The sequence below is a fragment of the Flavobacterium notoginsengisoli genome, assembly GCF_042686225.1.
Taxonomy (GTDB): Bacteria; Bacteroidota; Bacteroidia; order Flavobacteriales; family Flavobacteriaceae; genus Flavobacterium; species Flavobacterium notoginsengisoli.
On record NZ_JBHUOT010000001.1, the window covers coordinates 526,228 to 553,148 of the forward strand.

A 26,921-nucleotide genomic window follows, 5' to 3' on the forward strand; every position below is an offset into this window, starting at 1 on the left:
GCGGTCGGGCTTGGTTTAACAATGCATAAAAAAAGTGCCAACAATGAATGCTGGCACTTTTGTAAATATATTGTAAACTTAAAATTATAGCGCTGATTTAACAGTTTTGATAATTCTAGCAGCAATTTTGTATGGATCTCCGTTTGAAGCTGGTCTTCTGTCTTCCAACCATCCTTTCCATCCTTTTTGAACAGTCATTAAAGGAATTCTGATAGAACATCCTCTGTCTGAAACTCCATAAGAGAAATCGTGGATAGAAGCAGTTTCGTGTTTACCAGTTAAACGTTGGTCGTTGTAAGCTCCGTAAACTGCGATGTGCTCAGCAGTAACAGGACGGAAAGCTTCGCAAATTCTTTCGTAAGTTGCCTGGTCTCCACATGTTCTTAATACTTCGTTAGAGAAGTTAGCATGCATTCCAGAACCATTCCAGTCTGTATCTCCCAGAGGTTTTGGGTGGTATTCGATATAGTAACCATATTTCTCAGTCAAACGGTCTAATAAGTAACGAGCAACCCAGATTTCATCTCCGGCTTTTTTAGCACCTTTAGCGAATAATTGGAATTCCCATTGTCCGCAAGCAACCTCTTGGTTGATACCTTCAAAGTTGATTCCTGCAGCGATACATAAATCAGCGTGTTCTTCAACTAATTTTCTACCGTGTGTGTTTTTTCCACCTACTGAACAGTAGTACATCCCTTGTGGAGCAGGGTATCCTCCAACTGGGAAACCAAGTGGAAGTTGAGTTTTAGTATCCATGATGAAATACTCTTGTTCGAAACCAAACCAAAAATCATCATTATCATCATCAATTGTAGCTCTTCCGTTAGAAGGGTGTGGTGTTCCGTCAGCATACATAACTTCAGACATAACTAAGTATCCATTGATACGAGTTGGATCCGGATAAATTGCAACAGGAACTAAAAGACAGTCAGAAGAACCACCTTCAGCTTGTTTAGTTGACGAACCATCAAATGACCAATTTCCAAGTTCTTCTAATGTTCCTTTGAAATTTTCGTGCTCTTCAACTTTAGTTTTACTTCTAAGATTTTGAGTTGGTTCATATCCATCTAACCAAATGTACTCTAACTTAATTTTAGCCATAATAATATAAATTTATTTTTTTTGTTTTTTCGCTGGGTCAAATATAGATTTATTTTTTTAGTCCTAAAAATTAGGGGGCTATTTTGTTTTGTGAAGTACTATTTTTTAGAGAAGCGCAATTTTGTGAGGGGTATATTTTTAAAAAAGCAATTTTGTTTGGCTTAAAAATGTAAATTCGTAAAAAAAATGAGCTGTTTTTGAATTTTAAGGTTAAGTAATTATGAAAAAATGTTTATTTAATGAATACTATTAGGGTATTTTGTTATATTTCTTTACAACCTCTTCATTATTCTTTAAAAAAAGGGGGTTCTATTGAAAAATCCTTTTACAAAAATCTCACTTTGAAGTTAAAAACGACTACTTTATTTGTTTATATTTGCAGATCATTTTTTATATGAAAAATAATACGAATTTTTAAAATTATAATCATGTCAACATTACGTTTCCAAGCCCTAAAAGAAGCTTCAAACAGAAAGCCGGTACATTTTGAAGAAATCGACAGAAAGTCTAGTCTATTTGGTTCAAATGTGTTTAATGAAAAAGCAATGAAGCAATACTTAACTTCTGATGCCTTTAAAGGTGTTAGAGATGCTATTCAGCACGGAACTAAAATAGACAGAAAGCTGGCAGATTATATTGCCATGGGAATGAAAGAATGGGCTCTTGCCAAAGGAGTTACGCATTATACACACTGGTTTCAGCCTTTAACAGGAACAACTGCAGAAAAACACGATGCTTTTTTTGAAACTTCTTATGATGGAAGCGATCCTGTTGAGAAATTTGGAGGCGCACAATTGGTGCAACAGGAACCGGATGCATCAAGTTTCCCGAATGGAGGAATCAGAAATACATTTGAAGCGAGAGGATATACCGCTTGGGATCCAACATCTCCAGCCTTTATATATGGTACCACTTTATGTATTCCGACTGTTTTTATTGCTTACACTGGTGAAGCTTTAGATAATAAAATACCTTTATTAAGAGCATTGTCTGCCATTGACGAAGCGGCTACAGAAGTTTGTCGTTATTTTGATAAAAATGTAAAAAAAGTAACTGCAACTTTAGGCTGGGAACAGGAATATTTTTTGATCGATAAAGCTTTGGCCAATTCACGCCCTGATTTAATGATGACGGGAAGAACATTATTAGGACATACATCAGCTAAAGGACAACAGTTAGACGATCATTATTTTGGATCAATTCCAACTCGTGCGCTTACTTATATGAGAGATTTAGAGCAGGAATGTATGTTGTTAGGAATTCCGGTAAAAACGCGTCACAATGAGGTTGCGCCAAATCAGTTTGAGCTGGCACCAATTTTTGAAGAAACGAATTTAGCCGTAGATCATAACTCTTTATTAATGGATGTAATGCAGAGAGTTGCAGAACGCCACGATTTTAAAGTTTTATTTCACGAAAAACCATTCAAAGGTGTAAATGGTTCCGGAAAACATAATAACTGGTCATTGGCAACAGATACAGGAGTTAACTTGTTGAGTCCTAGTAAAACACCAATGAGTAATTTACAGTTTTTGACTTTTTTCATTAATACAATTAAAGCAGTTAATGACAACGAAACTTTATTAAGAGCTTCTATTGCGACAGCAAGTAACGATCATAGATTAGGAGCAAACGAAGCGCCACCGGCAATTATGTCTGTTTTTATTGGAGCTCAGTTGACAAAAGTTTTGTCTGAATTAGAAAGTGTAACAACAGGAAAATTATCTCCTGAAGAAAAAACTGATCTTAAATTAAATGTAGTTGGAAAAATTCCAGACGTTTTATTAGATAATACAGACAGAAACAGAACTTCTCCTTTTGCTTTTACAGGAAATAAATGGGAATTCAGAGCTGTTGGTTCAAACTCAAACTGTTCGAATGCGATGACAACTTTGAATGCGATTGTAGCCAAACAGTTAATCGACTTTAAGAATGAAGTAGAAAAACTGATTGAGACTAAAGACATGAAAAAAGATGATGCTATTTTTAATGTTTTAAGAGAATACATCAAACAATCTAAAAAAATCCTTTTTGAAGGAGACGGTTACAGTGAAGCTTGGGAAAAAGAAGCGGCAAAAAGAGGTTTAAGTAACTTTAAAACAACTCCTGAAGCGATTAAAGCTAAGGTTTCTAAACAAGCTTTAGACTTATTTGCTGAATTGGGAATCTTTAACCATGTTGAAGCTGAAGCACGTTACGAAATTGAATTGGAAGAATACACTAAGAAAATCCAGATTGAAGGAAGAGTCTTAGGTGATATTTCCAGAAACCATGTAATTCCGACGGCAATTCGTTACCAAAATACATTAATTGAAAATGTAAAAGGATTAAAAGAAATCTTTGGAAAAGAATTTGAAACGATTGCGAGAGAACAGATTGTTTTAATAAAAGAAATCTCTGGTCATATTGAAGGAATCAATTCTAAAGTGTTAGCAATGACAAACGAAAGAAAAAAAGCCAATCAGTTGACAGATGCGCAAAAAATGGCAGAAGCTTATTGTAATAAGGTGAAACCTTATTTTGATGAAATCCGTAATCACTGTGATAAATTAGAATTATTAGTAGATGATGAAAGCTGGACATTAACTAAATACAGAGAGCTATTATTCACAAAATAATTTCTACGAATATTTTATTGAAGCCTGTCTCTAAAAAGACAGGCTTTTTTTATTTAACATAAAATTAAAAATAGGGAGTCTTTTTCTGTTATATTTTGTTTTGTCTTCGGAGTTCATCGGGATAGTCCTACAGTTCGTCGAAAAGATGCTAAAATATTGAAAATATGTGTTTTCGCTTTGCGGTCATTTGGATAAGTTTTCTAATTTTGGATAAGATTTTGAGACTAAATCAATCTTTTCTGGTAAATTCTGAAGGGATAAAAATAGCAAGCCAAAAGCTTCATAACCAATTTTATTTAGGGAAATCGGCGGAATAGAAACTTCTGCCGATTTTTTTTTGAATCAATAAAAGAATTAAAAAAAGGGATTATCTTTGCACCACATCAACACAAACTAATTTTCATGAGTTCAGATTCTAGCAAAAGGTACGCACAAAGAGGTGTTTCGGCATCAAAAGAAGACGTACACAACGCCATTAAAAATATTGACAAAGGTTTATTTCCACAGGCTTTCTGTAAAATTGTTCCCGATTATTTAACACAAGATGCAGAGCATTGCTTGATTATGCATGCAGACGGAGCCGGAACAAAATCATCTTTGGCTTATATGTACTGGAAAGAAACCGGAGATCTTTCGGTTTGGAAAGGAATTGCTCAGGATGCCTTAATCATGAATATTGACGATTTATTATGTGTTGGCGCAACCGATAATATTCTGCTTTCTTCAACTATCGGTAGAAACAAAAACTTAATTCCTGCTGAAGTTATCTCAGCAATCATCAACGGAACAGAAGAATTAATCAACGAATTAAAATCGTTTGGTGTTACGATTCATTCAACTGGTGGAGAAACGGCAGACGTTGGAGATGTAGTGCGTACTATTATTGTAGATTCTACGGTAACTGCTCGTATGAAACGTTCTGATGTTGTAGATAATGCAAACATTAAAGCGGGTGATGTAATTGTAGGTTTAGCCTCTTTCGGGCAGGCAACTTACGAAAAAGGGTATAACGGAGGAATGGGAAGCAACGGATTAACATCAGCACGTCATGATGTTTTTGGTAAATATTTAGCTAAAAAATATCCGGAAAGTTATGATGCTGCCGTTCCGGAAGAATTAATTTATTCGGGACAGGTAAATTTAACGGATGAAGTTGAAAACAGTCCAATTAATGCTGGACAGTTGGTACTTTCTCCAACCAGAACTTACGCACCAATTATCAAGAAAATTTTAGATAAATATACTTCGAAAGAAATTCACGGAATGGTGCATTGCAGTGGAGGAGCACAAACAAAAATTCTTCATTTTGTAAAAGACCTTCATGTAATAAAAGATAATTTATTTCCGGTTCCACCATTATTCAAATTGATTCAGGAACAATCCAAAACAGACTGGAAAGAAATGTATCAGGTTTTTAACTGTGGTCACAGAATGGAATTATATGTTCCGGAAAACATCGCACAAGATATTATTGAAATTTCAAAATCATTCAATGTTGATGCACAGATTGTAGGTAGAGTAGAGGCTTCAGATTCTAAAAAACTTACTATTACCAGCGAATACGGAAAATTTGAATATTAATTTTTTTATGTAGAGACGCACCGCAGTGCGTCTTTCTACATTTTAGACGCACTGCGGTGCGTCTCTACAATTTATAAAAACAATTTATATGTACGAATTACTTTTTTGGAAATATCTGGACGAAATTTATCTGAACAATCAGGAAGTTTATGAAGCACTTGTTGAAAAACAAGAAGTGGATGGTCTGGCCGTTCTTCAAATTGAAGTAATCGTAAACCGAATCAATTCTGTTTTTTCAGACTGGGAAAGAGTAGACGAAGACAGCTGGAAAAATCCAAAAGGGAAAGGGGCGTTTCAGGTTATCACAACTCCGCAAAGCATAAAAATTGACTGTTACGGAACAGAAGGGAAAACCATGAATAAACTGGTAGATATCATGGAAGAATTTAAATGTCCGCTGTACGATCCGCAGGTTCCGGAACGTTATGATGAAATGAGTGAGTAGTTTTTTGTTTCAGGTTTCAGGTTTCAAGTTTTTTGAAATTTTTAAATTTGGAATTTAACCTATCCGTCTTTCAAAATCAAATTCTGTTCTTTTCTAAGTTTTACTACTAACAGATCAATGTACGTTTTGATTTTCTGTGGAAGTGTATTCCAGTTTTGATCTTTTTTGAAGCTTCTGCAATAATCTAAGTCACATTCGACTGCGCGAATAACATATTTCTTGTTTTTGTAAACTGTAATAATTTTTACACGTCTTATTTCACCATATTCCGTTTTGCTTCCATACACAATAACAGGATCAATATAACCATCTCCGTCAAGATCTTTGGTACTGCAGTATTTTGTCCAAAACCAGATATTCGTTTCTTTCGGATCGTACTCTTCTAATAAATCATTAATCCTCCATTTTTCTAAAAATCCTCCGTGATCATTAACCACGCAAACGGCTTGTATTTTGGTGTTTAAAGTATCTTTTTTAGAAATAACTTTTTGATTTTCGCCTAAGACCAATTCAAAAACACCTCCTTTATCCTGATATTCAAAAGCGCTGTAAATAGGAAAATTAATTGTATTTTCAAGTTCTATTTCATGAATTTCTTGTTTGGTGAGTTTACGGCTTTCTGTTTTTTGAGAAAAAATAATAGTAGAATACAAAGACAACAGAAGTAAAATATACTTTTTCATTTTTAAGATTATACTTTTAATATATCAAAGATATTTAAAACCTTTTGAGCAGCATTAAATATATGTTTTTTAAAAACAGTTTTTATCGTACTTTTCTAGATTAAAACAAAAAATAAGAATAACGATAAAATGATTACAATTAACCGCAGAAATTTTCTTTTTGGAATATCTCTTTTGATGTTTGGTTTTACTCCTGTGATAAACGCACAGCAGAAAATAAATGAAAAACGAAACCTGATTCAATATGTTGATCCTATGATCGGAACGGCCAGAATGGGGCATACTTATCCAGGCGCAACCGTTCCTTTTGGAAGCGTGCAGTTAAGTCCTGAAACCGATACGATTGCTTACAGCTTAAACGGAAAATATAATGGCGAAGTTTATAAATATTGTGCAGGATATCAATATGAAGACAAGACGATTGTTGGTTTCAGCCACACCCATTTTAGTGGAACAGGACATTCCGATTTAGGTGATTTTTTAATCATGCCAACAATGGGGAAATTGCAGTTAAATCCGGGCGTTGCTTCAAAACCTTTCTCAGGTTACAGATCGGCATTTTCGCATGCAACAGAAAAAGCAGAACCTGCCTATTATAGTGTTTTTTTAGAAGATCATAAAATTAAAGCAGAATTGACAGCTACAACCCGCGTTGGAATGCATCAATATACATTTCCAAAGTCTGATGAAGCACATATTATTCTTGATTTGACGTCCGGGATTTACAATTATGATAAAAAGAACGTTTGGACTTTCGTAAGAGTAGAAAATGATACTTTGATTACAGGATATCGTCAGACCAATGGATGGGCTAGGACTCGTACTGTTTATTTTGCTATGTCTTTCAGTAAACCAATAAAAAGCTATGGACAAGCGGCACAGGAAAAAAGTGTCTACAGAGGTTTTTGGGGAAGATTTGATCAAACCAAAAATTTTCCTGAAATGGCAGGACAAAACTTAAAATTATTTTTTGATTTTGATACTAATGAAGGAGAAAAAATCAAGATAAAAATGGCTTTATCTCCTGTTAGTTCTGCAGGAGCTTTGGAAAACATGAAAAAAGAAACTCCGGATTGGGATTTCGAAAAAGTAAAAAAACAAAGTCAGGAAACCTGGAACAATGAACTGAATAAAATTCAGGTAGAAACCATTCAAAAAGGAGATCTGGTTAATTTTTATACCGCAATGTATCACGCCTTTCTTGGACCGACCGAATACATGGATTTAGATCGAAACTATAAAGGTTTGGATATGAATGTTCATAAAGCAGAAAACTTTACGAATTATACCAGTTATTCGCTTTGGGATACATATCGCGCTTTGCATCCGTTTTTTAACATTGTACAGCCAAAACGAAATGCAGATATGGTAAGTTCGATGTTGGCACATTCCGATCAGAGTGTTCATAAAATGCTGCCAATCTGGTCGCATTATGCCAATGAAAACTGGTGCATGATTGGCTATCATTCGGTTTCGGTTGTAGCAGATGCTATTGTAAAAGACAATATCAGTTTTGATGCAGAGAAAGCGCTTCAGGCTTGTGTCAATACTGCAAAAGTTCCGTATTACGATGGATTAGAATATTATATGAAACAAGGTTACGTTCCAGAAGATAAAAACGGAGCTTCGGTTTCTAAAACTTTAGAATATGCTTATGATGACTGGGCGATTGCGCAAGCGGCAAAGAAACTTGGAAAAATGGATATTTATAATGAATTCATTAAAAGATCTGAAAATTATAAAAATGTTTACGACGGGAAAACCGGTTTTATGCGTCCAAAACTAGCTGATGGAACTTTCAAAAAAGAGTTTGATCCGCTGGATACACACGGACAAGGTTTTATAGAAGGAAACTCATGGAATTACAGTTTGTATGTTCCTCATAATCCATCAGAAATGATTAAAATGATGGGAGGAAACGATCAGTTTAAAGTTCGTTTAGATTCCTTATTCAATATGCATCTTCCGGATAAATATTTTGAAAATACAGAAGATATAACAAGAGACGGAATCATTGGGAATTATGTTCACGGAAATGAACCTTCTCATCATGTAGTTTATCTGTACAATTGGACAGATTCTCCCTGGAAAGCACAAGATAAAATCAGAATGATTTTGAAAAAAATGTATCGAAATGGAGCAGATGGTTTAGGAGGAAATGATGATTTTGGTCAAATGAGCGCCTGGTATATTTTCAGCAGTTTAGGATTCTATCCCGTTGCGCCAGGTTCTGATGAATATGCATTGGGAAGTCCGTTAGTTAAAAAAGGTATTTTTAATTTAGAAAATGGAAAAACTTTTGAAGTCGAAACAGTAAACCAATCCGATAAAAATGTATTTGTGAGTAAAGTTATGCTGAATGGAAAACCTTTAGACAGACCATTTTTAAAACATGCAGATTTGATGAATGGTGGAAAGATTACGTTTTATATGAGTGGGAAACCTAACAAAAAAGGATATTAATTTTTGACTTGATTAAAAGCTTTTAAAATGGAGAATATTATAATTGAAGATGTACTATTTTGGATGGATGGAGGAACTATTACATTAAAAATGAAAAAAGGTTCTTCAAATTTTTATGAGGTTGAGTTTGTTCAAAAAATGATATTGGAGAAAGGAATAAGAAACCCTGATAGACGAGCTCCAGGTAGTTTTTTGTTGGATAAAAAAGAAGTTGAAATTCGGTCTCCCTTAGAAAGACAACTACTTTTAGAAATTAAAATTGCTGAATTTGGGGCGGGGATTAATGTAAAAGAAAGAGATTCTATTAAAAAAACAATATTAGAAGCTATTGATTTTGTGGAATCGGAAGATTATATAATTGTTGCAAAAAAAGTAGGCCGTATAACGTGAAAAATAAATATGACAAACCTAACAGGTTTTTAAAACCTGTTAGGTTTCTTAAGAATTGTAAATTAGTATAATTTGTGAATTCGTGGCAAAAAAACAAAAAACTTTACGAAATTTGCACTTCAAATAAAGACAAGTAAATATGAAAATAAATTTAAAATCAGGAATTGATAAATTGCTTTTCGGAATGAAGCAGAATGATGTAACGGCAGCTTTAGGAAAACCTGATAAAAATTATAAAGACGAAGACGAAAACGTAATTTTTGTGTACAATGCGCTCAAAGCGCGATTGACTTTCTATCAGGAAGAAGATTTTAAATTAGGTTATATTGTAGCTTCAGGCAATAATCTGGAAGTTTTCGGATTCAAATTAATTGGAAGAAAAATTGCTGATGTAAAGAAAGATTTTGCCGCAAAAGGAATTACAAAATACAATCAGGAAACTTTTGATACTTTCGAAAATTACTTTAACGAAGACAATTGGTTTATCCTTCAAACAGAATTTGATGAGGTTGTGAAATTTGAAATTGGAGCAATCATCAATGATAAAGATGAATTCGACTGGAAATTTCCCGTGAAGAAATAAGCACATAAAAAAAACCGACAATCACTTGTCGGTTTTTTTTATGTTTTTAAAAGAAATTATCCTTTTAACCATGCATTTTTAAGTTTCTCTTTTGAAGCATCTGTAGCTTTAAAAGTTTCTGCTTCTTCGTATGGTAATTTTACGGTTCCTTTAATCGTTTCTTCTTTTGTACCACGTTTAATTTTCAAAGTGATCGGATCGTTTTCTTTCCAGTTTTCACTTTCTGTAATCAAATCATAGATGTTGTCTAAATTGTATGATTTGTTGTTTACAGTTAAAATTTTATCGCCAGCTTTTAAGTTCAGGTTTTTGAAAAATTCAATTGATTCAGACTCAGGACGAACAGCAATTTCTTTGGTTGCTTTGTCTATCGTAATGTTTGGAACTTGTCCTTTAATAAAAGGATTTCCGGCTTTTTTCTCAGTAGATTTTGCTACACCAACTTTAGCTAAGTAGAAGTCGTAAGGAATTGGGGTGGTTCCTGCAACGTATTTGTTTAAGAATTCGCCCACTTCAGGATAAGTTAAGGAAGTGATTTTTGCAAAAAGTTCATCATCATTAAATGGTTTTTCAACACCGTATTCGTTAGATAATTTGTGCATTAAATCCAAAATACCTCTTTGTCCGTTGCTTTTCTCTCTGATTATGATATCAATACACATCCCAATTAAAGCTCCTTTTTGATACACATTTAAGTATTGATCTTTATAAGGCTGTTCCAATACGTTTTTACTCATAACAGTAAATGACATCGTATCATTTAATTGTTTAGCCTGCTCAATTTTATCAGCAATACGAGTATAGAATTCAGCTTCATCAATTAAACCCTGATTGATTTGGAAAAGGTTTGCAAAATATTCTGTAACTCCTTCATACATCCATAAATGCTCAGACATTTTTGGTGCATTATAATCAAAAAACTGAATTTCTTTTGAGTGAATAGTTAGTGGCGTTACGATATGGAAGAATTCGTGAGAAACCACATCTTTCATTGTTTCTACCAGTTTTTCTTTAGGCATAGATTCCGGTAAAACTACAGTTGTTGCAGTTGGATGTTCTAAAGCTCCAAAACCATGTGCATCGTCTTTTGCCATACTAGATAAATACACTAAAACACTGTATTTTTTAGTAGCATTTACTGGTCCAAGGAAGTTTTTTTGAGCAGTCATCATCGTTTTCATCTCTGGCGTGATGCTTTCTGCGGTATATTTTCCTGTTGGAGAATAAACAGCAATCAAAATATCCATTCCGTTTACATTAAATGTAGTGTAGTCCGGTTTAGAATACATAATTGGATTTTCCACTAAAACCGCATAACGAGGAGTTTTAAATACGTCAGTTGTATTGCTTGCATCTTCGTCTGTCATTGAAGTTGCTCCCCAAAGTGTTTCAGGATGCGTAATGGTAACTTTGTACGGAACATCTAGTTTATCCTGAAAATATCCAACAAAACCATGTGTGTTTACCATGAAGTTTTTGCCGGCATCAATGTTTGTTCCCGCAGGAGAGAAAATATCATCATTTCCAAACCCAGTGCCTTTTTCAGTATCGAATGTATCGTTTACTAAATAAGTGATTTTTTTTAATGTTTTTGCATTTGAGATTGACCATGAATTGTCGTCAATTCTTTTTACTGTCAGAGCGTTTCCTTTGGCATCAAATGCTTTGAAATCTTCAGAGTATTTCCCGTAATTATCTGTAGAATAAGTACCGGGAACAGTTTTAGGAATGCTGTAAACAATTTCGTCTGTTTTAATGGCTGGAGGAGTTACAGTTACTAAAACTTTATCGTCTTTTACGTCAGTTAAATTAATGTTCACTTCTACCGTATTGCTTTCAGCGGAGCCGGTGCTACCTGTTTTACAGCTCCAAAAGGTCACCGCCAGAGCTAAGGTGTAAAGTATTTTCTTCATTTGTATATGTTTAGTTAATTTTATTTGTCACAAAAAGTATCGAAAAGTTACTAAAAAATTACATTAAATTAAAAAATAAAAAAAGCTCCTGAAAAACAAGAGCTTTAAATCTTAGTCAAATTTATTTTTTATATAATACTTTCCATCCAAATTTTCATCAAAATCATCTATTTTTATTGGTTTTGGTTTTGGTTTATTTGCAACTGCCTTCTTTTTCCACATCTCAAATTTTTCAAGAGGCATTTTCTTCTTCATGATTTCCAAGACTTCTTTTTCGGCTAATCCAAATTCTTTTTTTATAATTTCAAATGGATTTCTTTCTTCTAAAGCTAACGATACAAGTTTCTCTGTTTGTTCGTAAGTCAATTCTTTGCGGCTACTCTTTTTCATCTCGTGAAAATTAATTCAAAATAGGGTGTTAATTATTAATAGATTGATTTTCAATTTCTGTATCAATATTAAAAAAAAAAATAATATGTTGGTTCAGTAGAGTCTAATTTTTTTACTGATTTTAACTGTTTTTGAAAGATCGTGATTTTTGAAATGGTATTTTTAACAGATTCTTCAATTCATTATTTTCTTCAGGCTTCATGTGAGTGTCTACGCCATAAACAAGCTGTTCTTTAGGCAATGAAGTAAAAGTTCCAAAAAGTCTGTCCCAAACAGAGAAGATATTCCCATAATTACTATCTGTATAAGGCAGCACATAATGGTGATGGACTTTGTGCATATTTGGAGAAACAATAAAATAACTTAGAAGAGTATCTAGTTTTTCAGGAAGCGAAATATTAGCATGATTAAACTGTGAAGCCACTACTGATAATGACTGATAAAGAAAAACCATCCACATTGGTGCACCAACGATTAAAACTCCAATAGTTGTAAATACAAAGCGAATAACACTTTCGCCGGGATGATGTCTATTGGCTGTTGTAGTATCAATCCAAGTATCTGTATGATGCACTAAGTGAAACTGCCACAAATATTTGAATTTATGTTCGACATAATGCGCTAGATAAGCACCAATTAAATCGAGAAGCAATAATCCTACTATAGCGTAAAGCCAGATTGGTATTGGAGAAATCCATTGTAAAAGCCCAAAATGATGTTCGATTGTCCATTCGGCTGTTTTGATCAGAATAAAGGCCAAAATGAAATTGACTATAATGGTAGTGAAGGTAAAGAAGAAATTTATTCCAGCATGCGGCCATTTCTTGTACTGCATTTTGAATAAAGGAAAAGAGTTTTCAATTAGCCAAAAAATGGTGATGCCGCCAACAAGAATCAAGCTTCTATGAGTGGATGGAATTGTACTGAAGTAAGAAATAATTTCGTTCATAAATACTAATATTTTTAGTTGAAACACTATTTTTCTTTTCGATTTTATCCAAAAAAAAAGAGAAAATCAAATATAAATATATCTGATTTTCTCTTTTGAAATAAATTATACAGTAATTTATAATTATTATGAACTAATATTTATAGAACTATTTTTTCGGGTTCACCCTCTTGCTTTAGTAGATTTTTATAGATAAATCCTGCCACGATTGCACCCAAAATTGGAGCTGCCCAAAAAAGCCAGACTTGAGATAATGGTTCACCTCCCGCAAAAACTGCCTGAGAAAGCGATCTTGCAGGATTTACAGAAGTATTGGTAATTGGGATACTAACCAAATGAATTACAGTCAGTGTTAAACCAATCGCAATACCGCAAAAATTACTATTAGCAAATTTGTCTGTTGCACCAAGAATAATTAAAATAAAGAACAAAGTGAGAACAAATTCTGCAATAAAAGCAGCTTGTAGAGAATAGCCATCGGGAGAAAACGCTCCAAAACCATTTGATGCAAATGCTCCGGCTTTAGTATTGTCAATAGCGAAACCAGCTTTTCCGGATGCAATAGTATACAATGTACCAGCTGCAGCTATAGCTCCAATACATTGAGCTATTATATATGGAATAAGATCTTTAACCGGAAATTTTCCTCCTGCCCATAATCCAAAAGAAACTGCGGGATTAAAATGTCCTCCGGAAATGTGTCCGACGGCATAAGCCATTGCCACTACTGTGAGACCAAAAGAAAGTGCAACACCAGCAAAACCGATTCCTAGTTCCGGATAACCGGCAGCAAATAAGGCACTTCCACAGCCTCCAAAAACAAGCCAGTAAGTTCCGAAAAACTCAGCAAATAATTTTTTCATAATAAAATAATTTAATGGTTAATGAATGTTAGAATATATATTGGTAAGCCCAATAAATCAAAACAATTTGTAAGGGCAAACGTACAGATAAAATCCATCTTGGTAAACCAAAACCTGCTTTTTTGTTTTGAAGCATGTACACATTTGCTGGAAATACAGCTATTAGTAAAGCTATAATTCCCCAGGCAGCAAAACTTCTCGTAAAAGGCAGGGTGAGGAGGATGCCTAAAATTATTTCGGCAGCTCCAATTAAAATATTTATTAATTTGGGGTTCTTAAATGCGGGTGGAATGATTTTGATATACATTCCGGGTTTTCTAAAATGATTAATACCTGCCAATATATAAAGCAAAGCCATTAAATATAGATGCCAGGGTAAAATCATGATATTTAATTGTTTATCACGAATTTATAAAAAAATTAACAATTATTGCATTACAGAGTGGCTTTTTTTAATAATGTTTATTTTGGATTATTTTTTCGACTTGAAATTTACATTCATAATAATTATGGCAAGAATAATTAAGATAATTCCAACCCATTGAGAGAAGATTACTTTTTCATTTAAAAGGACAAAAGCCATCATAACAGAAACAGGTAATTCTAAAGCTGAAACAATGCTGCCCAGACCAATTCCGGTTAAAGGAAAACCAATATTCATAAGCATTGGAGGGATAATTGTACCGAATAAAGAGAGTACAATTCCCCATTTTAGGAAAATTTGAAGATTGAAGGCTGTTTCCTGAGTTGCCAACGCAAATGAAAAAACGATTATGGAACCACCCAAAAGCATATAAAGACTTCTTTGAGCAGAAGAAATTTCAGTAGCCACACGATTGGCAGTAAACATAGTTGTGGTAAAAGAGGCTGCTGCCAGTATTCCCCAAACCAAACCACGCCAGTCTAATGTAATCTCATTTTTCATGATATTTGTGGCTAAAACAGTTCCGAAAAGCACAATAAATACAGCAATGACTTTTTGTTTGGAAGGTAGTTTTTTTTCTAAAATCATTTCGAGCAAAACTCCCATCCAGACTGTCTGCATTAATAAAACGATTCCGATAGAAACAGGAATATACTTTACTGCGAGATAGTAAAAAAGACTCGTCATTCCTAGTGAAGTTCCGGCAAGCATTAAACTGAAAATATTTTTAGGGGTAGCTTTTACAACTTCCTTTTTATTTTTTATTCTCTGAAAAAGATTGATTAAAAGAATACCTGTAATGCCATAAATAAATTGAGAGGTCGTAACTTCTGCAGTGGTATATCCTTCAGAATAAGCTATTTTTACAAAAGTAGCCAGCATTCCGTATGTTGTTGCACCTAAAGCAACCAGAAAAACACCTTTTAATACATTGTTTTGCGACGTCATAATTTATTTGTTTTAAAAATTTTAAGCCGGCAAAGGTAAGCTATTTTATTTAAGATTCTATCGTACTATGTTGAGAGTATTGATTTATTAGTAATAAAATTGAATTTGAAAGCGCTGAATTGTGAATTCTCTAAAATATAAAAAGCCATCAAATTTGTTTTTTGATGACTTTTTGTATTTATAAAGAAAATTATAATTTCTATTTTTTAAGTTATTAGGGTTGCTTTTGATAAGTTTCAATTTCAAAAACCAAAGTAGCATTTGGAGGAATTACACCACCAGCACCTTTTTCACCATAAGCTAAATTTGAAGGGAGGAAGAAAATAGCTTTTTCGCCGTCTGTCATCATATCAAGCGCTTCGATAAAACCAGGAATCATTCCGTCTTTTTTGCCTACTGTAAAAGGAAATGCTTTGTATCCGCCTTGTGCATCTCTGTTGGCATCATATTTTCCGTAAGCTTTTGCTACTCCGGCAATACTACTGTCAAAAAGAGTTCCATCTTCAAAATATCCGGCATAGTGGAAATAGATAGTTGATCCTTCAGCGCCTTTAACTCCGGTCCCTTTTTGAGTGATAATATATTTTAAACCGGAAGCAGTTGTAGTTGCTTTTGCTTTCGTTGCTGTAAAATAAGCTGCTTTTTGTGCCACTACTTTTTTAGCTTCTTCTTTTTTCAGGTCTCCTTGTTTCATTTCATCACTAAAAACTTTTACAGCATCGAATTTTTTTGCTGCTGCACCTTTGCGTGTAATTGTGATTTTGGTCATGATATCGTCCTGAACAATTTTATTTACATTGTCCATTCCGGAAACTACGTGTCCGAAAATTGTGTGTTTTCCGTTTAACCATGGAGTATCTTTATGAGTGATAAAAAACTGGCTTCCGTTTGTTGCGGGACCAGAATTGGCCATTGCTAAAACACCGCCTTTTTCAAATTTCAGTTCCGCTACAAATTCATCTTTAAAGGAATAACCAGGATCTCCGGAACCATTTCCCTGAGGATCCCCACCCTGAATCATAAAGTCGTTAATAACTCTGTGGAATTTTAAACCATCATAAAATGGTTTTCCTTTTAAGCGCTCCACTTTTACGTAAGGGTTTTTTCCTTCAGCCAAAGTGATAAAATTTGCTACTGTTACAGGAGCTTTTGTGTATTCTAATGAAACTACAATATCTCCCTTTGAAGTAGAAATTGTAGCAAAAATCCCGTCTCCAGAATTTGTATTTGGTTTCGCTGCAGGTTTTGCAGCTGTAGTAGTTTTTGCTTTAGCTGCAGGTTTTGCGGCTGGCTTTTTTGTTTGTGCCTGAATATTTACTACTGCTAAGCAGAATAAAAATAAGAATTTAAACTTCATTACTTTTCAGATTTAAGTCTGTGATTACTAGTCTTTTTTATGGTTTTTCCAATAATTGAACTTCGAAAATAATATTAGCATTTGGTGGAATTACACCACCTCCGGCTCCAGTTTCTCCGTAAGCTAAATGAGATGGAATGAAAAGAATCGCTTTATCTCCAAAAGAAAGCTGCTCAAGACCTTCAATAAATCCTGGTATTAAACCAGTTTTACTTCCTGCTGTAAATGGAATTGGGCTATATGCTTTAGCTTCCGCTCTTGCAGGATCAAATTTACCAAACTGTTTTGCAATATCTTCAATGCTGGTATCAAATAAAGTTCCGTCTTCCAGAAAACCGGCATAAGCAACATATACTTGTTTTCCGGTAGCAGGTTTTTGACCAGAACTTTTTTCAGTAATTACATATTGTAAACCGCTTGCTGTTTTAGTGGCTTTTGCTTTTGCAGAAGCATAATAAGCAACTTTTTCTTTTTGAACAGCAGCATATTTACTTTGCTCTTTTGCGATATCAACGAAGTAATCATGGAATACTTTTACAGCATCAAATTTTTTAGCTGCTTCTCCGTTTCTGATGATAGTTACAGCAACAATGTTATCACCCTGAACTACTTTGTTTACTACATCCTGTGTTTTTTGATCTACAACATGACCAAAAATAGTATGTTTGTTGTCTAACCATGGCGTTTCAACATGTGTAATAAAAAATTGACTGCTATTGGTTCCAGGGCCATTGTTTGCCATTGCCAAAACACCGGCCTTGTCAAATTTTAAATCTGAAAACTCGTCTTTAAATTTATATCCTGTATCTCCTGAACCAGTTCCTAATGGATCACCAGTTTGAATCATGAAATTTTCGATAACTCTGTGGAATTTTAAACCATCAAAAAAAGGTTTCTTTTTTAGGTTTTCGTGTGTTACAAATTCGTTTTTGCCTTCAGCAAGGGTTACAAAATTTGCTACAGTGATTGGAGCTTTTTTATAATCTAATTCTACAATGATGTGACCTTTGTTAGTTTCGATGTCAGCGTATAAACCATCTGGAAGATTGCTGTGATCGTCTTTGCAAGAATAAAATGAACTAATGGCAATTAGTAATAATAAAATAATCTTTTTCATTTTAAGATATTGTTTTTATTGAGTTAATGTGTCTTTTTTTGCTGGAGTCGCAGGCTTTGACGCTGCAGGTTTTGGTGTTGCAGTTTTGGGAGTTTTAGTACTCGCAGTTGCTGTTTGTGCCGCTGGATCTGGAACAAAATTCCTAAGTGTAACTGTAACGATTAGAGATTCGTTTGGACCAATTTTTTTATTGTCTCCATGATAGCCATAAGCGCTGTGTGATGGGAATAAGAAAGTTACAGTCTCATTTTTATGCATTCTTTTAATTCCGTCGCGTAGTCCCATCATGATATCTTGTTTGTCTACATAATAGGTTTGCGGTCCAAGATCAGAATCAGAGTAAATAATGTTGCCTTTTATATTTTTTACTTCCATATTAAAGTAAGCGATATCACCTTTTCTTGGTGCTGCAGTTTCTGTTTCGTTTCTTTCTTCGTAATTAAACCAATATCCTTTTGGAGTAGCGTAATATTTTACCTTCGGATTGCTTTTGATGATTTTTTTAATGACTTCTTCTTCATTAGCCACTAATTTTTTATTACGGTCAGCAGATTTTTTCATGAATGTTCCCGAAGCTCTTGAAATAGGTCTTCTGGCTTCCTCAGGATGCTTACAGCTGATGAGCAGAACAGCAAAAAATAAGCTGTAAATAGTAAGTTTTAGGTTGTTCATGATAGGGCTATAATTTTAGTTTTGTTACTAAATCTTCAAATTTCTTAACTGTTTCTTCCATCGAAGTTTCAGATCTTCCGCCGGCTGCATTGCTGTGCCCTCCGCCATTAAAATGATCTCTTGAAAACTGATTTACATCAAAACCTCCTTGTGATCGAAATGAAATCTTGATAATACCTTCGTCTTTATTTTCGATAAAAATAGCAGTAAAAACAATATCTTTTATACTTAAACCATAATTAACAATTCCTTCAGTATCTCCTTTCACATAATTAAACGAATCCAGTTCTTCTTGTGTTAGTGTAGTGTAAGAAGTTTTATGCTCTTCAAAAATCTTCATGTTTTGCAAAGCACAACCTAATAATTGTAATCTGCTGAAAGAACTGTTGTCGTATAACAATACCGGAATCTGTGTGTTTTCAACTCCAAGATCAATCAATTCGGCTATAATTCGATGTGTATTTCCTGTTGTCCCCGGAAAACGGAATGAACCCGAATCAGTTAAGATTCCAGTGTAAATACAAGTGGCAATGGTTTTGTCGATATCTTCTTTTTTGTTTAAGAAATTGATAAAGTTATAAACCATTTCGCAAGTGGATCCGAATGAGGTGTCAGAATACATATAAGCGGCATAATCATCCGGTTTTTGATGATGATCAATCATTATAAACGGAGCTGTAAGCTTTTTTAGTGTATGCTCCATTTCACCTGTACGATGAAAGGCATTAAAGTCCAGTGTAAAAATTAACTCCGCTTCTTCTAAAATTCTGGTACAGTTTTCAGTGTCTTTTTCAAATATTTTAACTGTTTCTGAACCTGGAAGCCAGGCGAGAAAATTAGGAAAATCATTTGGAGCTATAACAGTTGCCTGATGATTGTTTTTTATTAAGAAATGGTATAAGCCTAATGTAGAGCCCATCGCATCGCCATCTGGTCCTCTGTGCGGAATGATGACAATTTTCTTTGGGGTTGCGAGTAATAACTGAATCGCTTGAATATCTTGTATTTTCATAGTTTGCGAATTTACATTTTTTTAATGTAATGCTGAAAATATTTTTAGTGCCCAGTCTCAGTTATCCCTGTTCCGCTTTTAAAAATTGGAATTTAATCTTTGGTATAATTTGTATTTAGCGCCTTTCACAATTTGAGATTTATAAATTCCAACAGATCCGGAAGAAAAATAAGCCACTGTGCAGGCGATAGCAATAAATAATCCCGGGGCAATTCCAAATAATTCCATTCCCATAATAGTGCAGGCGATAGGGGTATGGGTTGCACCGGAGAAAACAGCAACAAATCCAATTCCGGCTAAAAGCGCAATGGGCATTGGAATTACAAATGATAAAGCACTTCCTAAAGTAGCTCCAACAAAGAATAATGGCGTTACTTCTCCACCTTTAAAACCAGCTCCTAAAGTAAATCCTGTAAATAAGATTTTTAATAGAAAATCGTACCATTCGCTTTGGTTCGAAAAAGATTCAACAATTACAGGAACGCCTAATCCGGAGAATTTGGTAAATCCAAATCCGGCAATTGCAATGGCTAAAATGACACCTCCAACCACAGGACGAAGCGTAGGATGTTTAATGTTTTTTGAAAAAAGAGCTCCCCAGAAATGAGTACTTCTGGAGAATAATAAAGCAGCAAATCCAGATAAAATACCGACAATAAGCGTGAAAACAATATTGTTTAAACTAAGCTCAGGAACTACCGGAATGCTGTAATGCGTATGTTTTATTTCCCAAAATTCTACCGTAAAGTAAGCGGCATAAGCAACTAAAAATGAAAGTAAGATGCTTTTAAAATTGATTTTACTGAAATATAAAACTTCTAAAGCAAAAATAGCCCCTGCCAAAGGAGTTCCAAATACGGAAGCAAAACCCGCGCTAATTCCCAGTATAATTAATATTTTACGTTCTGAATTATCGAGTTTGAATAATTTTGTGAATTGATCGGCAATTGCACCTCCCATTTGAACAGCAGTTCCTTCACGACCCGCAGAACCTCCAAACAAATGGGTAAGTAAAGTTCCCAAAAGAACCAAAGGAGCCATTTTGAACGGAATAACTTTCTTCGGATTTTCATATTCTTCGAGAAGCAGATTGTTTCCTTTTACTACAGATTCTCCCCAGTAATAATAACTTGCTCCAACCAGAAATCCGCCTAAAGGTAAAAGCCAGATAATCCAGTCATGATGAATTCTAAATTGTGTAACCCATTCTAAAGAAACTAAAAAGAAAGCAGATGCCGATCCTGAAAGTATACCGATTAAAGCACAGATAAGAATCCATTTTGGAAGAGAAAGAAGGAATTGTTTTGGAGTTTGGGAAGTCATTTTATATTTTGAGCGTATTTTTCAGCCACGAATTCACAAATTTAAAAAATTGAATTCTTTCTGTACTAAATAATTTGTGAATTCGTAGCGAAAAAAAATACTATACTACAGCGGTAAATTCGATTTCAACCAAATACTCAGGAGCAACCAACTTACTGATTCCGTAAAATCCTGTAGTTGGTTTTACATCTTTAAAGAAAGCAGAGTGTGCTCTGGCAACTTCTTCAAAAGTAGAAACGTCTGTTGTGAAAATTCTTGTTCGGATAACATCTTTCATGCTTACATTTAAATCTTCTAAAACTTTTTCAACTCGCTCTAAAATGTTATAAGTTTGAGCATAAGCGTCATCTGCCTTTACTTTTTCACCATCAACTATAGCGACAGTTCCCGAAACTTCGATGATATTACCAATTCTTACGGCACGACAATATCCCATTTTGTCTTCCCATGGAGATCCGGTTAAGATGTTTTCTCTTTTCATTTTTTATGTTTTGCGAATTTGATTATTGATTTTTAAAAGCAAATTCAGGTTATTTAAGATCACGCAATTTACGAATTATGGTTTTGAATGGAATTAAAAAAAGCTTGAAATCAAATCGGAAATCAAGCTTTTTTTGTGATATTTTTAGTGTTATTCACTTTGTTTTTCTTCGTAAATACGAAGCCTGTTTTGTACTGTATTAAGATTTTGCTGTAAATTTTCAATCTTGTTTAATAAATGGGCAATGGCATCAATTCCTTCCAGATTTATTTTCAGATCATAATGCATGCGGATCATCTTTTCTACCGTTGGGAGCTGCTCTGGTTCCAGATATTCGTCATTTTCTTCTGTAATAATATGAATGAGTCCATAATTATTAAGTTCTGTAATAAAAGTATTTTCAATTTCGTGATAAATACAAAACTGTTTGATCTGGATTAAATTTTTATTTTTCATGATTTCTTAGTTTTGCCAGTTCTTCAAATAATTCTTTTTCTTTATCCGACAATTTTGTTGGAAGTTTTATGGTGTAGGTAATATATAAATCACCAAATTCATTTTCTTTTTTATAAACAGGAAAACCTTTTCCCTTCAGTTTTACTTTAGTTCCGGGTTGCGTTTCTGCAGGAACTTTAATTTTTACTTTTCCATCAAAAGTATTGATATGAGTCTCTCCGCCTAAAATAGCGGTGTATAAATCAAGTGGTGCATCGGCATATAAATTATTGCCCTCGCGTTTGAAATCGGAATTATTTGAAATTAAAAAAGTAATGTATAAATCACCATTTGGACCTCCATTTACACCAGGCCCTCCATGATTTGGAATTTTAATAACCTGACCATTTTCGACACCTGCAGGAATTGTAATTCGGATATTTTTTCCGTTAACAGTTAAGTTTTGTTTGTGTGAAGTATAGGCCGCTTTAAGGTCTAATTCTAATTCAGCGTTAAAATCCTGTCCTCTGTATTTCGACTGTGATCTGCTTCTGCCGCCTCCGTACATCGAATTGAAGAAATCGGAAAAATCGCTGCCGGAGAAATCTCCTCCTTCAAAGCCGGAGAAGTCGCCTCCGGAATATTGAGACCTGCTTTGCTGTCTGTTTTGTTGTTGATTCGGATCGTAACCGGCTTTTTCAAATTCATCAGCATGTTTCCAGTCTTTACCATATTTATCATATTTTTTTCGATTTTCAGGATTGCTTAAAACTTCATTTGCTTCATTGATTTCTTTGAATTTTTTTTCGGCTTCCTTATCATTTGGGTTTAAATCCGGATGATATTTTCGAGCCAGTTTTCGATATGCTTTTTTGATATCTGCTTCAGTTGCAGATTTTGTAACATCCAATACTTTATAATAATCGATATAATCCATTTTGCTAAGATTTATAAATGGCACAATAAAGTCTTGAAGTTAAGAATAAGTTGCTAATTATCAAAATACTGAATCCGTTTTAAAAGTTAAAAAATATTGATTTTGAAAAGAATTTTGGAATTTGGAATTTTACAATTTTGATTATTATTTTTTATAAAGGAAAAAATTCTGGCAGGTTTTTTGATTCCAAAAATTAGCTTAATTTAATGTTATAAAAGTCCTAAAGTTGTAGCACCAAACTAAATTGTATTATTTTTGTGATGCTGGACTATTAATTATAAAGGCCGATTCGATTAAAACGTATTCAATGAAGCATATTTTATTTTTCATATTATTTTTTACTGCATTGTCAGTATCAGCCCAAGCCGAATTTAGTACTAAATTCAAAGCTATTCCTGCACCAAAGTTTAGCGCTAAGCCAAAAAAAACACCAATTCCTGAGGTAAAAGATCCTCAGTCAGATGTTAGCGATATTCCGAGTATTAAAACGCCAAATGTTTTTGAAAATACTACGATAACTCCCAAATCGAAATTCCAGATTGGGGAAGAAAAAAGCAAATTTACCATGTCTACCGAAACCGATTTTGCGAATCCCGGCGATCGTTATGTGGACAAAATGGAAAAGGATTTGAATAAAGCCCTAAAAGATGCCGGTTTAAGAGAAGGGCGAGGAGTTTTAGTAAAGAAAAATATTTCACTGGGAGACTTTAAAACCAAATCAGAATATTTTATTGTAAAATTCCGTGATTTTGGAGCGATTGACGGAGATTTAGTGAAAGTGTCTTCAAATGATTATGTAATTCGGGATCGTCTTTTATTGGATTCTAATTATCAGTCGGTTAAAATTAATCTAACTCAGGGGTTTAATAAATTAGACTTCGAAGCTTTGAATATAGGGACACTTGGTGGTAACACTGCAGAAATCCAGGTGTTTGATGATAAAGGTAATATGGTAACAAGCGATTATTGGGATAATTTAGCAGCTGGATTTAAGGCTTCTATTGTTGTAACAAAAGAGTGATTTTTTTGAGTTGCTAAGGTTCTGAGATACTAAAATTTTAAGTTTTTTCTTTTTTGGAAGAAACAGTATAAAATAGGTATAATACAAAAAGAGGTTCCAATTGGAACCTCTTTTTGTATCTGCTTTTTCTAACTTAGAATCTTAGTGTCTCAGAACATCAGTATCTTAGATTAGAAAGGATCCGCAGTAACTCTAAACTTCATATCTGCTTTTACAGTGACATCTTTTGTTAAGGTTTCTTTTAAGGTTACTTTAGTTCTGATTTTATAACTGTCTGCTTTAATATATTGATCCAGTCTTTTATCTGTACAAATCAGATCAATTGTATTGGTTGACACATTAATATTGTCCTGGTAAGCCAATTCGATTTCATCAGAATTTGTAGTTGAAATGTACAAGTGAACTGATTTTAAAAATGTAAAAGTTTTATCTGATGGATCTGCAATGGATAATTTAAGGGATCTGATTTTAACGTCTTTTACTAAACTTGCTTTTGTTTTGTTGTTTTCAAATTCAGCCGAAGAATTGGTTGTAACTTCCGGAGTGATGATTTCCGAAGGCAGGTTAATTGGAGAAGTGCTCTGGATTTTAATAGAAGTTGAGTTAGAAATGTTGAAGCTTAACAAATCATCAACCGTGTTACAGGAACTTAAAAAGATTGACAAGAAAACTGTCAAGGCAATAAATTTTGATTTCATAGTTAAATTTAATTGGGTTTTTCGTTAGATACGAAATAAAGTAGTTTTTGGATTTCTTTTTCTAGACTCAAAGATGCAAAGGTTCAAAGGAAGAAAGCAAATAATATTTTATTATTTTTATAAACCTTTGAACCTTTGTTACTTTGGATTTTGTCCCTGAAAAGTGGAACGTTGAAAAAATATTTATTTTTTCAACGTTCCACTTTTGAAAATTTAGTTATATTTAGATGCTTAATGTGTTGATTTTTAGTTTTTTTTAATATTTATCGTTGTGAAATTTTTATAAAAAACAATGAATTATAAATATAGTATGTATAATATTTTGATAACTGGAGGGCTGGTTTTATTGGAAGTAATTTGGCATTGACATTAATTAAAAAAGGATATAAAATTACTGTAATAGATAATCTTTCTCCACAAATTCATGGACTAAACCACAAGAGAATTCCTCTTTATATGCTAGTATAGCAGAAAAAGTAACTTTTATAAAAGGAACCGTTACCTCTCGGGCTGATTGGGAAAAAGCTATTAGTGGTCAAGATGTCATAATGCATTTAGCCACTGAAACTGGAACAGGCAAGTCAATGTATTGTATTGAAAAACATACAGAAATAAATATTAATGGAACTGCAATTATACTAGAGATATTAGTTAATAAGCAAAATTCAGTAAAAAAAATGTATTAGCTTCATTTATATCTATTTATGGTAAAGGAAAATGTAGACATCCAAATTTAGGAATTGTTTATCCAAAGCAGCGAAAAGAGCAAGATATGTTGGCTGGAAACTTTGAGGTTACTTTTTTTGATAATCAGCGACTGGAATTGCTGGCAACTGATGAGCCTGTAAAATCTATCCATGTTCAATATATGGAATTACTAAGGAATATCAAGAATAAATGTTAATGACTGTTTGCCCTGCAATTGGTATAGCTCCTGTAATATTGAGATATCAAAATGTATATGGACCAAGACAATGTTTATCAAATCCATATATTAGGAACACTTTCAATTTTTTCAACACAAATTAGAAATAATAATAGTATTGAAATTTTTGAGGACGGTAGAGAAACTCGAGATTTTGTTTTATTGATGATGTAGTTTAGGCTATAATTCTGGGAATTGAGAAAAAAGAGGCAAATGGTGAAGCTTTTAATGTTGGAACAGGAGTTGCCATAAGTATATACGAAGCAGCAAATGTTTTGATCAAAACCTATAATAGTAATATTCGGATTGCAATTACCGGGAAATTTAGATTAGGTGATATTCGTCATAACTATGCTGATTTATCTAAAATCAAAACTCTTTTAGGATTTAAACCTGAGATTTATTTCGAAGAAGGAATTTGTAAGTTCCCCCTTTGGGTGTTACAACAAGAAATTAAATTAGCTGCATTATTAGAAAAAATAAAACAAAGAAGATTGCTGAAATGAGATGAAGAAAACACTTAATAATAAAAATATATTATTTCTTTCCATGCAAACGTTTGATTATGAAAAAGCGATAAAAAAAAAGCTGGAAGAACTGGGAGCTAATGTTCAATACTTTGACGAGAGGCCTTCAAATAACATTTTCTTTAAAGGCATTATAAGAATTAAAAGAAATATTTATCAAAAAAAAATAAATAAATATTATAACGAAATAATCCTAAAAACAAAAAATAAACTCTATCACTATTTATTTGTAAATAGAGGTGAAGTTGTTCCAGAGTTTTTTCTTATCACATTTAAAAAAAATCATCCTGAATGTGAATGTATTTTTTACACATGGGATTCCTTTGAAAATTATAGCCATCCTATTAAAATTCTTAAATATTTTGATAAAAAGTTTACCTTCGATCCTAATGATGCCATAAAGTTTGGCTTAAATTTTAGGCCGTTATTTTATCTGGATGTTTATAAAAAATTAACCCCAGAAGCAGATGAAAAATTTATATATGATTTGCTTTTTATTGGGACTGCTCATTCAGACAGATACATAATAAGCAATAAAATAGCACGTTGGTGTGAAGAGAATAACTTGAGTTCCTATTTCTACTATTTTATTCACGGCCGTTTAGTTTATTTTTATAAAAAGCAATTTGATAAAAGTTTTAAAATGTTTGACTTTAAAAAATTAACTTTTAAGAGTTTAAAAACGGAAGAAATACTAAAATTATATAAAGTTTCAAATGTAATTTTAGATATTAATCATCCTGGTCAAAAAGGACTCACTATGAGAACATTTGAGGCGATTGGCGCACGTAAGAAAATAATCACAACCAATTCTGAGATTAAAAAATATACTTTTTATAATTCAAATAATATTTATGTTATTGATAGAGAAGATGTTATTCTGGATAAAAGTTTTTTTGAATTGCCTTATAAAGAAGTTGATAAGGAATTATATTATAAATCGTCAATAGAAGATTGGTTGAAATGTATCTTTCTTGAAAATCAATCTAATTATTGGATAAAAGGATTAAATTAAAAGAGTAAGTATGATTATTAAGTTTTTTTGCTTTAAGAATTAATAATCGT

Annotated in this window: 27 protein-coding genes; 10 read left to right on the forward strand and 17 right to left on the reverse strand. The window is 33.3% G+C overall.

Going from position 1 to position 26,921, the window contains the following annotated elements; genetic code table 11:
• Positions 1 to 84: 84 nt before the first annotated feature.
• The gene (locus tag ACFS3A_RS02120) at positions 85 to 1,101 is read right to left on the reverse strand and encodes a glutamine synthetase beta-grasp domain-containing protein (protein WP_229352532.1); all 1,017 of its coding nucleotides are present in this window, start codon (positions 1,099 to 1,101) and stop codon (positions 85 to 87) included.
• Between the two features lie 428 nt (positions 1,102 to 1,529).
• Here ACFS3A_RS02120 and ACFS3A_RS02125 point away from each other — a divergent pair, with 428 nt between their 5' ends.
• The 3 genes from ACFS3A_RS02125 (at position 1,530) to ACFS3A_RS02135 (ending at position 5,745) form a co-directional block, all read left to right on the forward strand.
• Entirely contained in the window at positions 1,530 to 3,719 is a 2,190-nt protein-coding gene (locus ACFS3A_RS02125) for a glutamine synthetase III family protein (RefSeq protein ID WP_379823672.1), read from the forward strand.
• 402 nt (positions 3,720 to 4,121) lie between these two features.
• Entirely contained in the window at positions 4,122 to 5,300 is a 1,179-nt protein-coding gene (locus tag ACFS3A_RS02130; RefSeq protein WP_379823674.1) for an AIR synthase related protein, read from the forward strand.
• Positions 5,301 to 5,388: 88 nt separating this feature from the next.
• Complete coding sequence (locus tag ACFS3A_RS02135) at positions 5,389 to 5,745, forward strand: hypothetical protein (protein WP_379823676.1); 357 nt, start codon at positions 5,389 to 5,391, stop codon at positions 5,743 to 5,745.
• A 59-nt stretch (positions 5,746 to 5,804) separates the two neighbouring features.
• Here the strand turns inward: ACFS3A_RS02135 and ACFS3A_RS02140 are convergent, their stop codons facing one another.
• Positions 5,805 to 6,428, reverse strand: coding sequence for a M949_RS01915 family surface polysaccharide biosynthesis protein (locus ACFS3A_RS02140; protein ID WP_379823678.1), 624 nt, complete (start codon positions 6,426 to 6,428; stop codon positions 5,805 to 5,807).
• Positions 6,429 to 6,557: 129 nt separating this feature from the next.
• Between ACFS3A_RS02140 and ACFS3A_RS02145 the strand changes: the two genes are divergently transcribed.
• From ACFS3A_RS02145 to ACFS3A_RS02155, 3 genes are all read left to right on the forward strand, one after another.
• Positions 6,558 to 8,891 carry a GH92 family glycosyl hydrolase gene (locus tag ACFS3A_RS02145; RefSeq protein WP_379823679.1) on the forward strand — a complete coding sequence of 778 codons (2,334 nt, stop codon included), beginning with the start codon at positions 6,558 to 6,560 and terminating at the stop codon, positions 8,889 to 8,891.
• A 27-nt stretch (positions 8,892 to 8,918) separates the two neighbouring features.
• The gene (locus ACFS3A_RS02150) at positions 8,919 to 9,281 is read left to right on the forward strand and encodes a hypothetical protein (protein ID WP_379823681.1); all 363 of its coding nucleotides are present in this window, start codon (positions 8,919 to 8,921) and stop codon (positions 9,279 to 9,281) included.
• Positions 9,282 to 9,420: 139 nt separating this feature from the next.
• Complete coding sequence (locus tag ACFS3A_RS02155; RefSeq protein ID WP_379823682.1) at positions 9,421 to 9,864, forward strand: hypothetical protein; 444 nt, start codon at positions 9,421 to 9,423, stop codon at positions 9,862 to 9,864.
• Between the two features lie 56 nt (positions 9,865 to 9,920).
• Here the strand turns inward: ACFS3A_RS02155 and ACFS3A_RS02160 are convergent, their stop codons facing one another.
• The 14 genes from ACFS3A_RS02160 to ACFS3A_RS02225 all read right to left on the reverse strand — a co-directional run bounded on the left by ACFS3A_RS02160 (position 9,921) and on the right by ACFS3A_RS02225 (position 22,685).
• Positions 9,921 to 11,777, reverse strand: a complete 1,857-nt coding sequence (locus tag ACFS3A_RS02160) for a M61 family metallopeptidase (protein WP_379823684.1) — start codon at positions 11,775 to 11,777, stop codon at positions 9,921 to 9,923.
• Positions 11,778 to 11,888: 111 nt separating this feature from the next.
• Complete coding sequence (locus ACFS3A_RS02165) at positions 11,889 to 12,167, reverse strand: DUF2805 domain-containing protein (RefSeq protein WP_379823685.1); 279 nt, start codon at positions 12,165 to 12,167, stop codon at positions 11,889 to 11,891.
• A 121-nt stretch (positions 12,168 to 12,288) separates the two neighbouring features.
• On the reverse strand, positions 12,289 to 13,116 hold the full coding sequence (locus ACFS3A_RS02170) for a sterol desaturase family protein (RefSeq protein WP_379823686.1): 828 nt from the start codon (positions 13,114 to 13,116) through the stop codon (positions 12,289 to 12,291).
• Between the two features lie 140 nt (positions 13,117 to 13,256).
• Positions 13,257 to 13,979 carry an aquaporin Z gene (gene aqpZ, locus ACFS3A_RS02175; RefSeq protein WP_379823687.1) on the reverse strand — a complete coding sequence of 241 codons (723 nt, stop codon included), beginning with the start codon at positions 13,977 to 13,979 and terminating at the stop codon, positions 13,257 to 13,259.
• Positions 13,980 to 14,007: 28 nt separating this feature from the next.
• Positions 14,008 to 14,364, reverse strand: coding sequence for a DoxX family protein (locus tag ACFS3A_RS02180; protein WP_379823689.1), 357 nt, complete (start codon positions 14,362 to 14,364; stop codon positions 14,008 to 14,010).
• 87 nt (positions 14,365 to 14,451) lie between these two features.
• Positions 14,452 to 15,351 carry an EamA family transporter gene (locus ACFS3A_RS02185; protein WP_379823690.1) on the reverse strand — a complete coding sequence of 300 codons (900 nt, stop codon included), beginning with the start codon at positions 15,349 to 15,351 and terminating at the stop codon, positions 14,452 to 14,454.
• 214 nt (positions 15,352 to 15,565) lie between these two features.
• Positions 15,566 to 16,708: a peptidylprolyl isomerase gene (locus tag ACFS3A_RS02190; protein ID WP_379823691.1), complete on the reverse strand. Its 1,143-nt coding sequence runs from the start codon at positions 16,706 to 16,708 to the stop codon at positions 15,566 to 15,568.
• 37 nt (positions 16,709 to 16,745) lie between these two features.
• Positions 16,746 to 17,825: a peptidylprolyl isomerase gene (locus tag ACFS3A_RS02195; protein WP_379823692.1), complete on the reverse strand. Its 1,080-nt coding sequence runs from the start codon at positions 17,823 to 17,825 to the stop codon at positions 16,746 to 16,748.
• Between the two features lie 15 nt (positions 17,826 to 17,840).
• Complete coding sequence (gene gldI, locus ACFS3A_RS02200) at positions 17,841 to 18,497, reverse strand: gliding motility-associated peptidyl-prolyl isomerase GldI (protein WP_379823694.1); 657 nt, start codon at positions 18,495 to 18,497, stop codon at positions 17,841 to 17,843.
• A 7-nt stretch (positions 18,498 to 18,504) separates the two neighbouring features.
• Positions 18,505 to 19,509, reverse strand: a complete 1,005-nt coding sequence (locus ACFS3A_RS02205) for a DHH family phosphoesterase (RefSeq protein ID WP_379823696.1) — start codon at positions 19,507 to 19,509, stop codon at positions 18,505 to 18,507.
• A 78-nt stretch (positions 19,510 to 19,587) separates the two neighbouring features.
• Positions 19,588 to 20,832: a voltage-gated chloride channel family protein gene (locus ACFS3A_RS02210; RefSeq protein WP_379823697.1), complete on the reverse strand. Its 1,245-nt coding sequence runs from the start codon at positions 20,830 to 20,832 to the stop codon at positions 19,588 to 19,590.
• Between the two features lie 100 nt (positions 20,833 to 20,932).
• Entirely contained in the window at positions 20,933 to 21,313 is a 381-nt protein-coding gene (locus ACFS3A_RS02215; RefSeq protein WP_379823698.1) for a RidA family protein, read from the reverse strand.
• A gap of 150 nt (positions 21,314 to 21,463) precedes the next feature.
• Positions 21,464 to 21,769: a chaperone modulator CbpM gene (locus ACFS3A_RS02220; protein ID WP_379823699.1), complete on the reverse strand. Its 306-nt coding sequence runs from the start codon at positions 21,767 to 21,769 to the stop codon at positions 21,464 to 21,466.
• A complete protein-coding gene (locus ACFS3A_RS02225) occupies positions 21,759 to 22,685 on the reverse strand; it encodes a DnaJ C-terminal domain-containing protein (protein ID WP_379823700.1) in 927 nt (308 codons plus the stop codon). The genes ACFS3A_RS02220 and ACFS3A_RS02225 overlap by 11 nt, the downstream gene beginning before the upstream one ends.
• Positions 22,686 to 22,992: 307 nt before the next feature.
• Here ACFS3A_RS02225 and ACFS3A_RS02230 point away from each other — a divergent pair, with 307 nt between their 5' ends.
• Positions 22,993 to 23,706, forward strand: coding sequence for a hypothetical protein (locus ACFS3A_RS02230; protein ID WP_379823701.1), 714 nt, complete (start codon positions 22,993 to 22,995; stop codon positions 23,704 to 23,706).
• A gap of 170 nt (positions 23,707 to 23,876) precedes the next feature.
• Here ACFS3A_RS02230 and ACFS3A_RS02235 read toward each other — a convergent pair whose 3' ends face one another.
• The gene (locus ACFS3A_RS02235) at positions 23,877 to 24,404 is read right to left on the reverse strand and encodes a hypothetical protein (RefSeq protein WP_379823703.1); all 528 of its coding nucleotides are present in this window, start codon (positions 24,402 to 24,404) and stop codon (positions 23,877 to 23,879) included.
• A 527-nt stretch (positions 24,405 to 24,931) separates the two neighbouring features.
• Here ACFS3A_RS02235 and ACFS3A_RS02240 point away from each other — a divergent pair.
• The 3 genes from ACFS3A_RS02240 (at position 24,932) to ACFS3A_RS02250 (ending at position 26,871) form a co-directional block, all read left to right on the forward strand.
• Positions 24,932 to 25,090, forward strand: coding sequence for a hypothetical protein (locus tag ACFS3A_RS02240; protein WP_379824355.1), 159 nt, complete (start codon positions 24,932 to 24,934; stop codon positions 25,088 to 25,090).
• 514 nt (positions 25,091 to 25,604) lie between these two features.
• Complete coding sequence (locus ACFS3A_RS02245) at positions 25,605 to 25,835, forward strand: hypothetical protein (protein WP_379823704.1); 231 nt, start codon at positions 25,605 to 25,607, stop codon at positions 25,833 to 25,835.
• 1 nt (position 25,836) lies between these two features.
• Complete coding sequence (locus ACFS3A_RS02250; RefSeq protein WP_379823705.1) at positions 25,837 to 26,871, forward strand: hypothetical protein; 1,035 nt, start codon at positions 25,837 to 25,839, stop codon at positions 26,869 to 26,871.
• Positions 26,872 to 26,921 lie beyond the last annotated feature (50 nt).

What these genes read in the sequence shown, in the direction of transcription:
- ACFS3A_RS02120 (WP_229352532.1), bottom strand. Translation starts at nt 1,101, where the DNA reads ATGGCTAAAATTAAGTTAGAGTACATTTGGTTAGATGGATATGAACCA.
- ACFS3A_RS02125 (WP_379823672.1), top strand. Translation starts at nt 1,530, where the DNA reads ATGTCAACATTACGTTTCCAAGCCCTAAAAGAAGCTTCAAACAGAAAG.
- ACFS3A_RS02130 (WP_379823674.1), top strand. Translation starts at nt 4,122, where the DNA reads ATGAGTTCAGATTCTAGCAAAAGGTACGCACAAAGAGGTGTTTCGGCA.
- ACFS3A_RS02135 (WP_379823676.1), top strand. Translation starts at nt 5,389, where the DNA reads ATGTACGAATTACTTTTTTGGAAATATCTGGACGAAATTTATCTGAAC.
- ACFS3A_RS02140 (WP_379823678.1), bottom strand. Translation starts at nt 6,428, where the DNA reads ATGAAAAAGTATATTTTACTTCTGTTGTCTTTGTATTCTACTATTATT.
- ACFS3A_RS02145 (WP_379823679.1), top strand. Translation starts at nt 6,558, where the DNA reads ATGATTACAATTAACCGCAGAAATTTTCTTTTTGGAATATCTCTTTTG.
- ACFS3A_RS02150 (WP_379823681.1), top strand. Translation starts at nt 8,919, where the DNA reads ATGGAGAATATTATAATTGAAGATGTACTATTTTGGATGGATGGAGGA.
- ACFS3A_RS02155 (WP_379823682.1), top strand. Translation starts at nt 9,421, where the DNA reads ATGAAAATAAATTTAAAATCAGGAATTGATAAATTGCTTTTCGGAATG.
- ACFS3A_RS02160 (WP_379823684.1), bottom strand. Translation starts at nt 11,777, where the DNA reads ATGAAGAAAATACTTTACACCTTAGCTCTGGCGGTGACCTTTTGGAGC.
- ACFS3A_RS02165 (WP_379823685.1), bottom strand. Translation starts at nt 12,167, where the DNA reads ATGAAAAAGAGTAGCCGCAAAGAATTGACTTACGAACAAACAGAGAAA.
- ACFS3A_RS02170 (WP_379823686.1), bottom strand. Translation starts at nt 13,116, where the DNA reads ATGAACGAAATTATTTCTTACTTCAGTACAATTCCATCCACTCATAGA.
- aqpZ (WP_379823687.1), bottom strand. Translation starts at nt 13,979, where the DNA reads ATGAAAAAATTATTTGCTGAGTTTTTCGGAACTTACTGGCTTGTTTTT.
- ACFS3A_RS02180 (WP_379823689.1), bottom strand. Translation starts at nt 14,364, where the DNA reads ATGATTTTACCCTGGCATCTATATTTAATGGCTTTGCTTTATATATTG.
- ACFS3A_RS02185 (WP_379823690.1), bottom strand. Translation starts at nt 15,351, where the DNA reads ATGACGTCGCAAAACAATGTATTAAAAGGTGTTTTTCTGGTTGCTTTA.
- ACFS3A_RS02190 (WP_379823691.1), bottom strand. Translation starts at nt 16,708, where the DNA reads ATGAAGTTTAAATTCTTATTTTTATTCTGCTTAGCAGTAGTAAATATT.
- ACFS3A_RS02195 (WP_379823692.1), bottom strand. Translation starts at nt 17,825, where the DNA reads ATGAAAAAGATTATTTTATTATTACTAATTGCCATTAGTTCATTTTAT.
- gldI (WP_379823694.1), bottom strand. Translation starts at nt 18,497, where the DNA reads ATGAACAACCTAAAACTTACTATTTACAGCTTATTTTTTGCTGTTCTG.
- ACFS3A_RS02205 (WP_379823696.1), bottom strand. Translation starts at nt 19,509, where the DNA reads ATGAAAATACAAGATATTCAAGCGATTCAGTTATTACTCGCAACCCCA.
- ACFS3A_RS02210 (WP_379823697.1), bottom strand. Translation starts at nt 20,832, where the DNA reads ATGACTTCCCAAACTCCAAAACAATTCCTTCTTTCTCTTCCAAAATGG.
- ACFS3A_RS02215 (WP_379823698.1), bottom strand. Translation starts at nt 21,313, where the DNA reads ATGAAAAGAGAAAACATCTTAACCGGATCTCCATGGGAAGACAAAATG.
- ACFS3A_RS02220 (WP_379823699.1), bottom strand. Translation starts at nt 21,769, where the DNA reads ATGAAAAATAAAAATTTAATCCAGATCAAACAGTTTTGTATTTATCAC.
- ACFS3A_RS02225 (WP_379823700.1), bottom strand. Translation starts at nt 22,685, where the DNA reads ATGGATTATATCGATTATTATAAAGTATTGGATGTTACAAAATCTGCA.
- ACFS3A_RS02230 (WP_379823701.1), top strand. Translation starts at nt 22,993, where the DNA reads ATGAAGCATATTTTATTTTTCATATTATTTTTTACTGCATTGTCAGTA.
- ACFS3A_RS02235 (WP_379823703.1), bottom strand. Translation starts at nt 24,404, where the DNA reads ATGAAATCAAAATTTATTGCCTTGACAGTTTTCTTGTCAATCTTTTTA.
- ACFS3A_RS02250 (WP_379823705.1), top strand. Translation starts at nt 25,837, where the DNA reads ATGAAGAAAACACTTAATAATAAAAATATATTATTTCTTTCCATGCAA.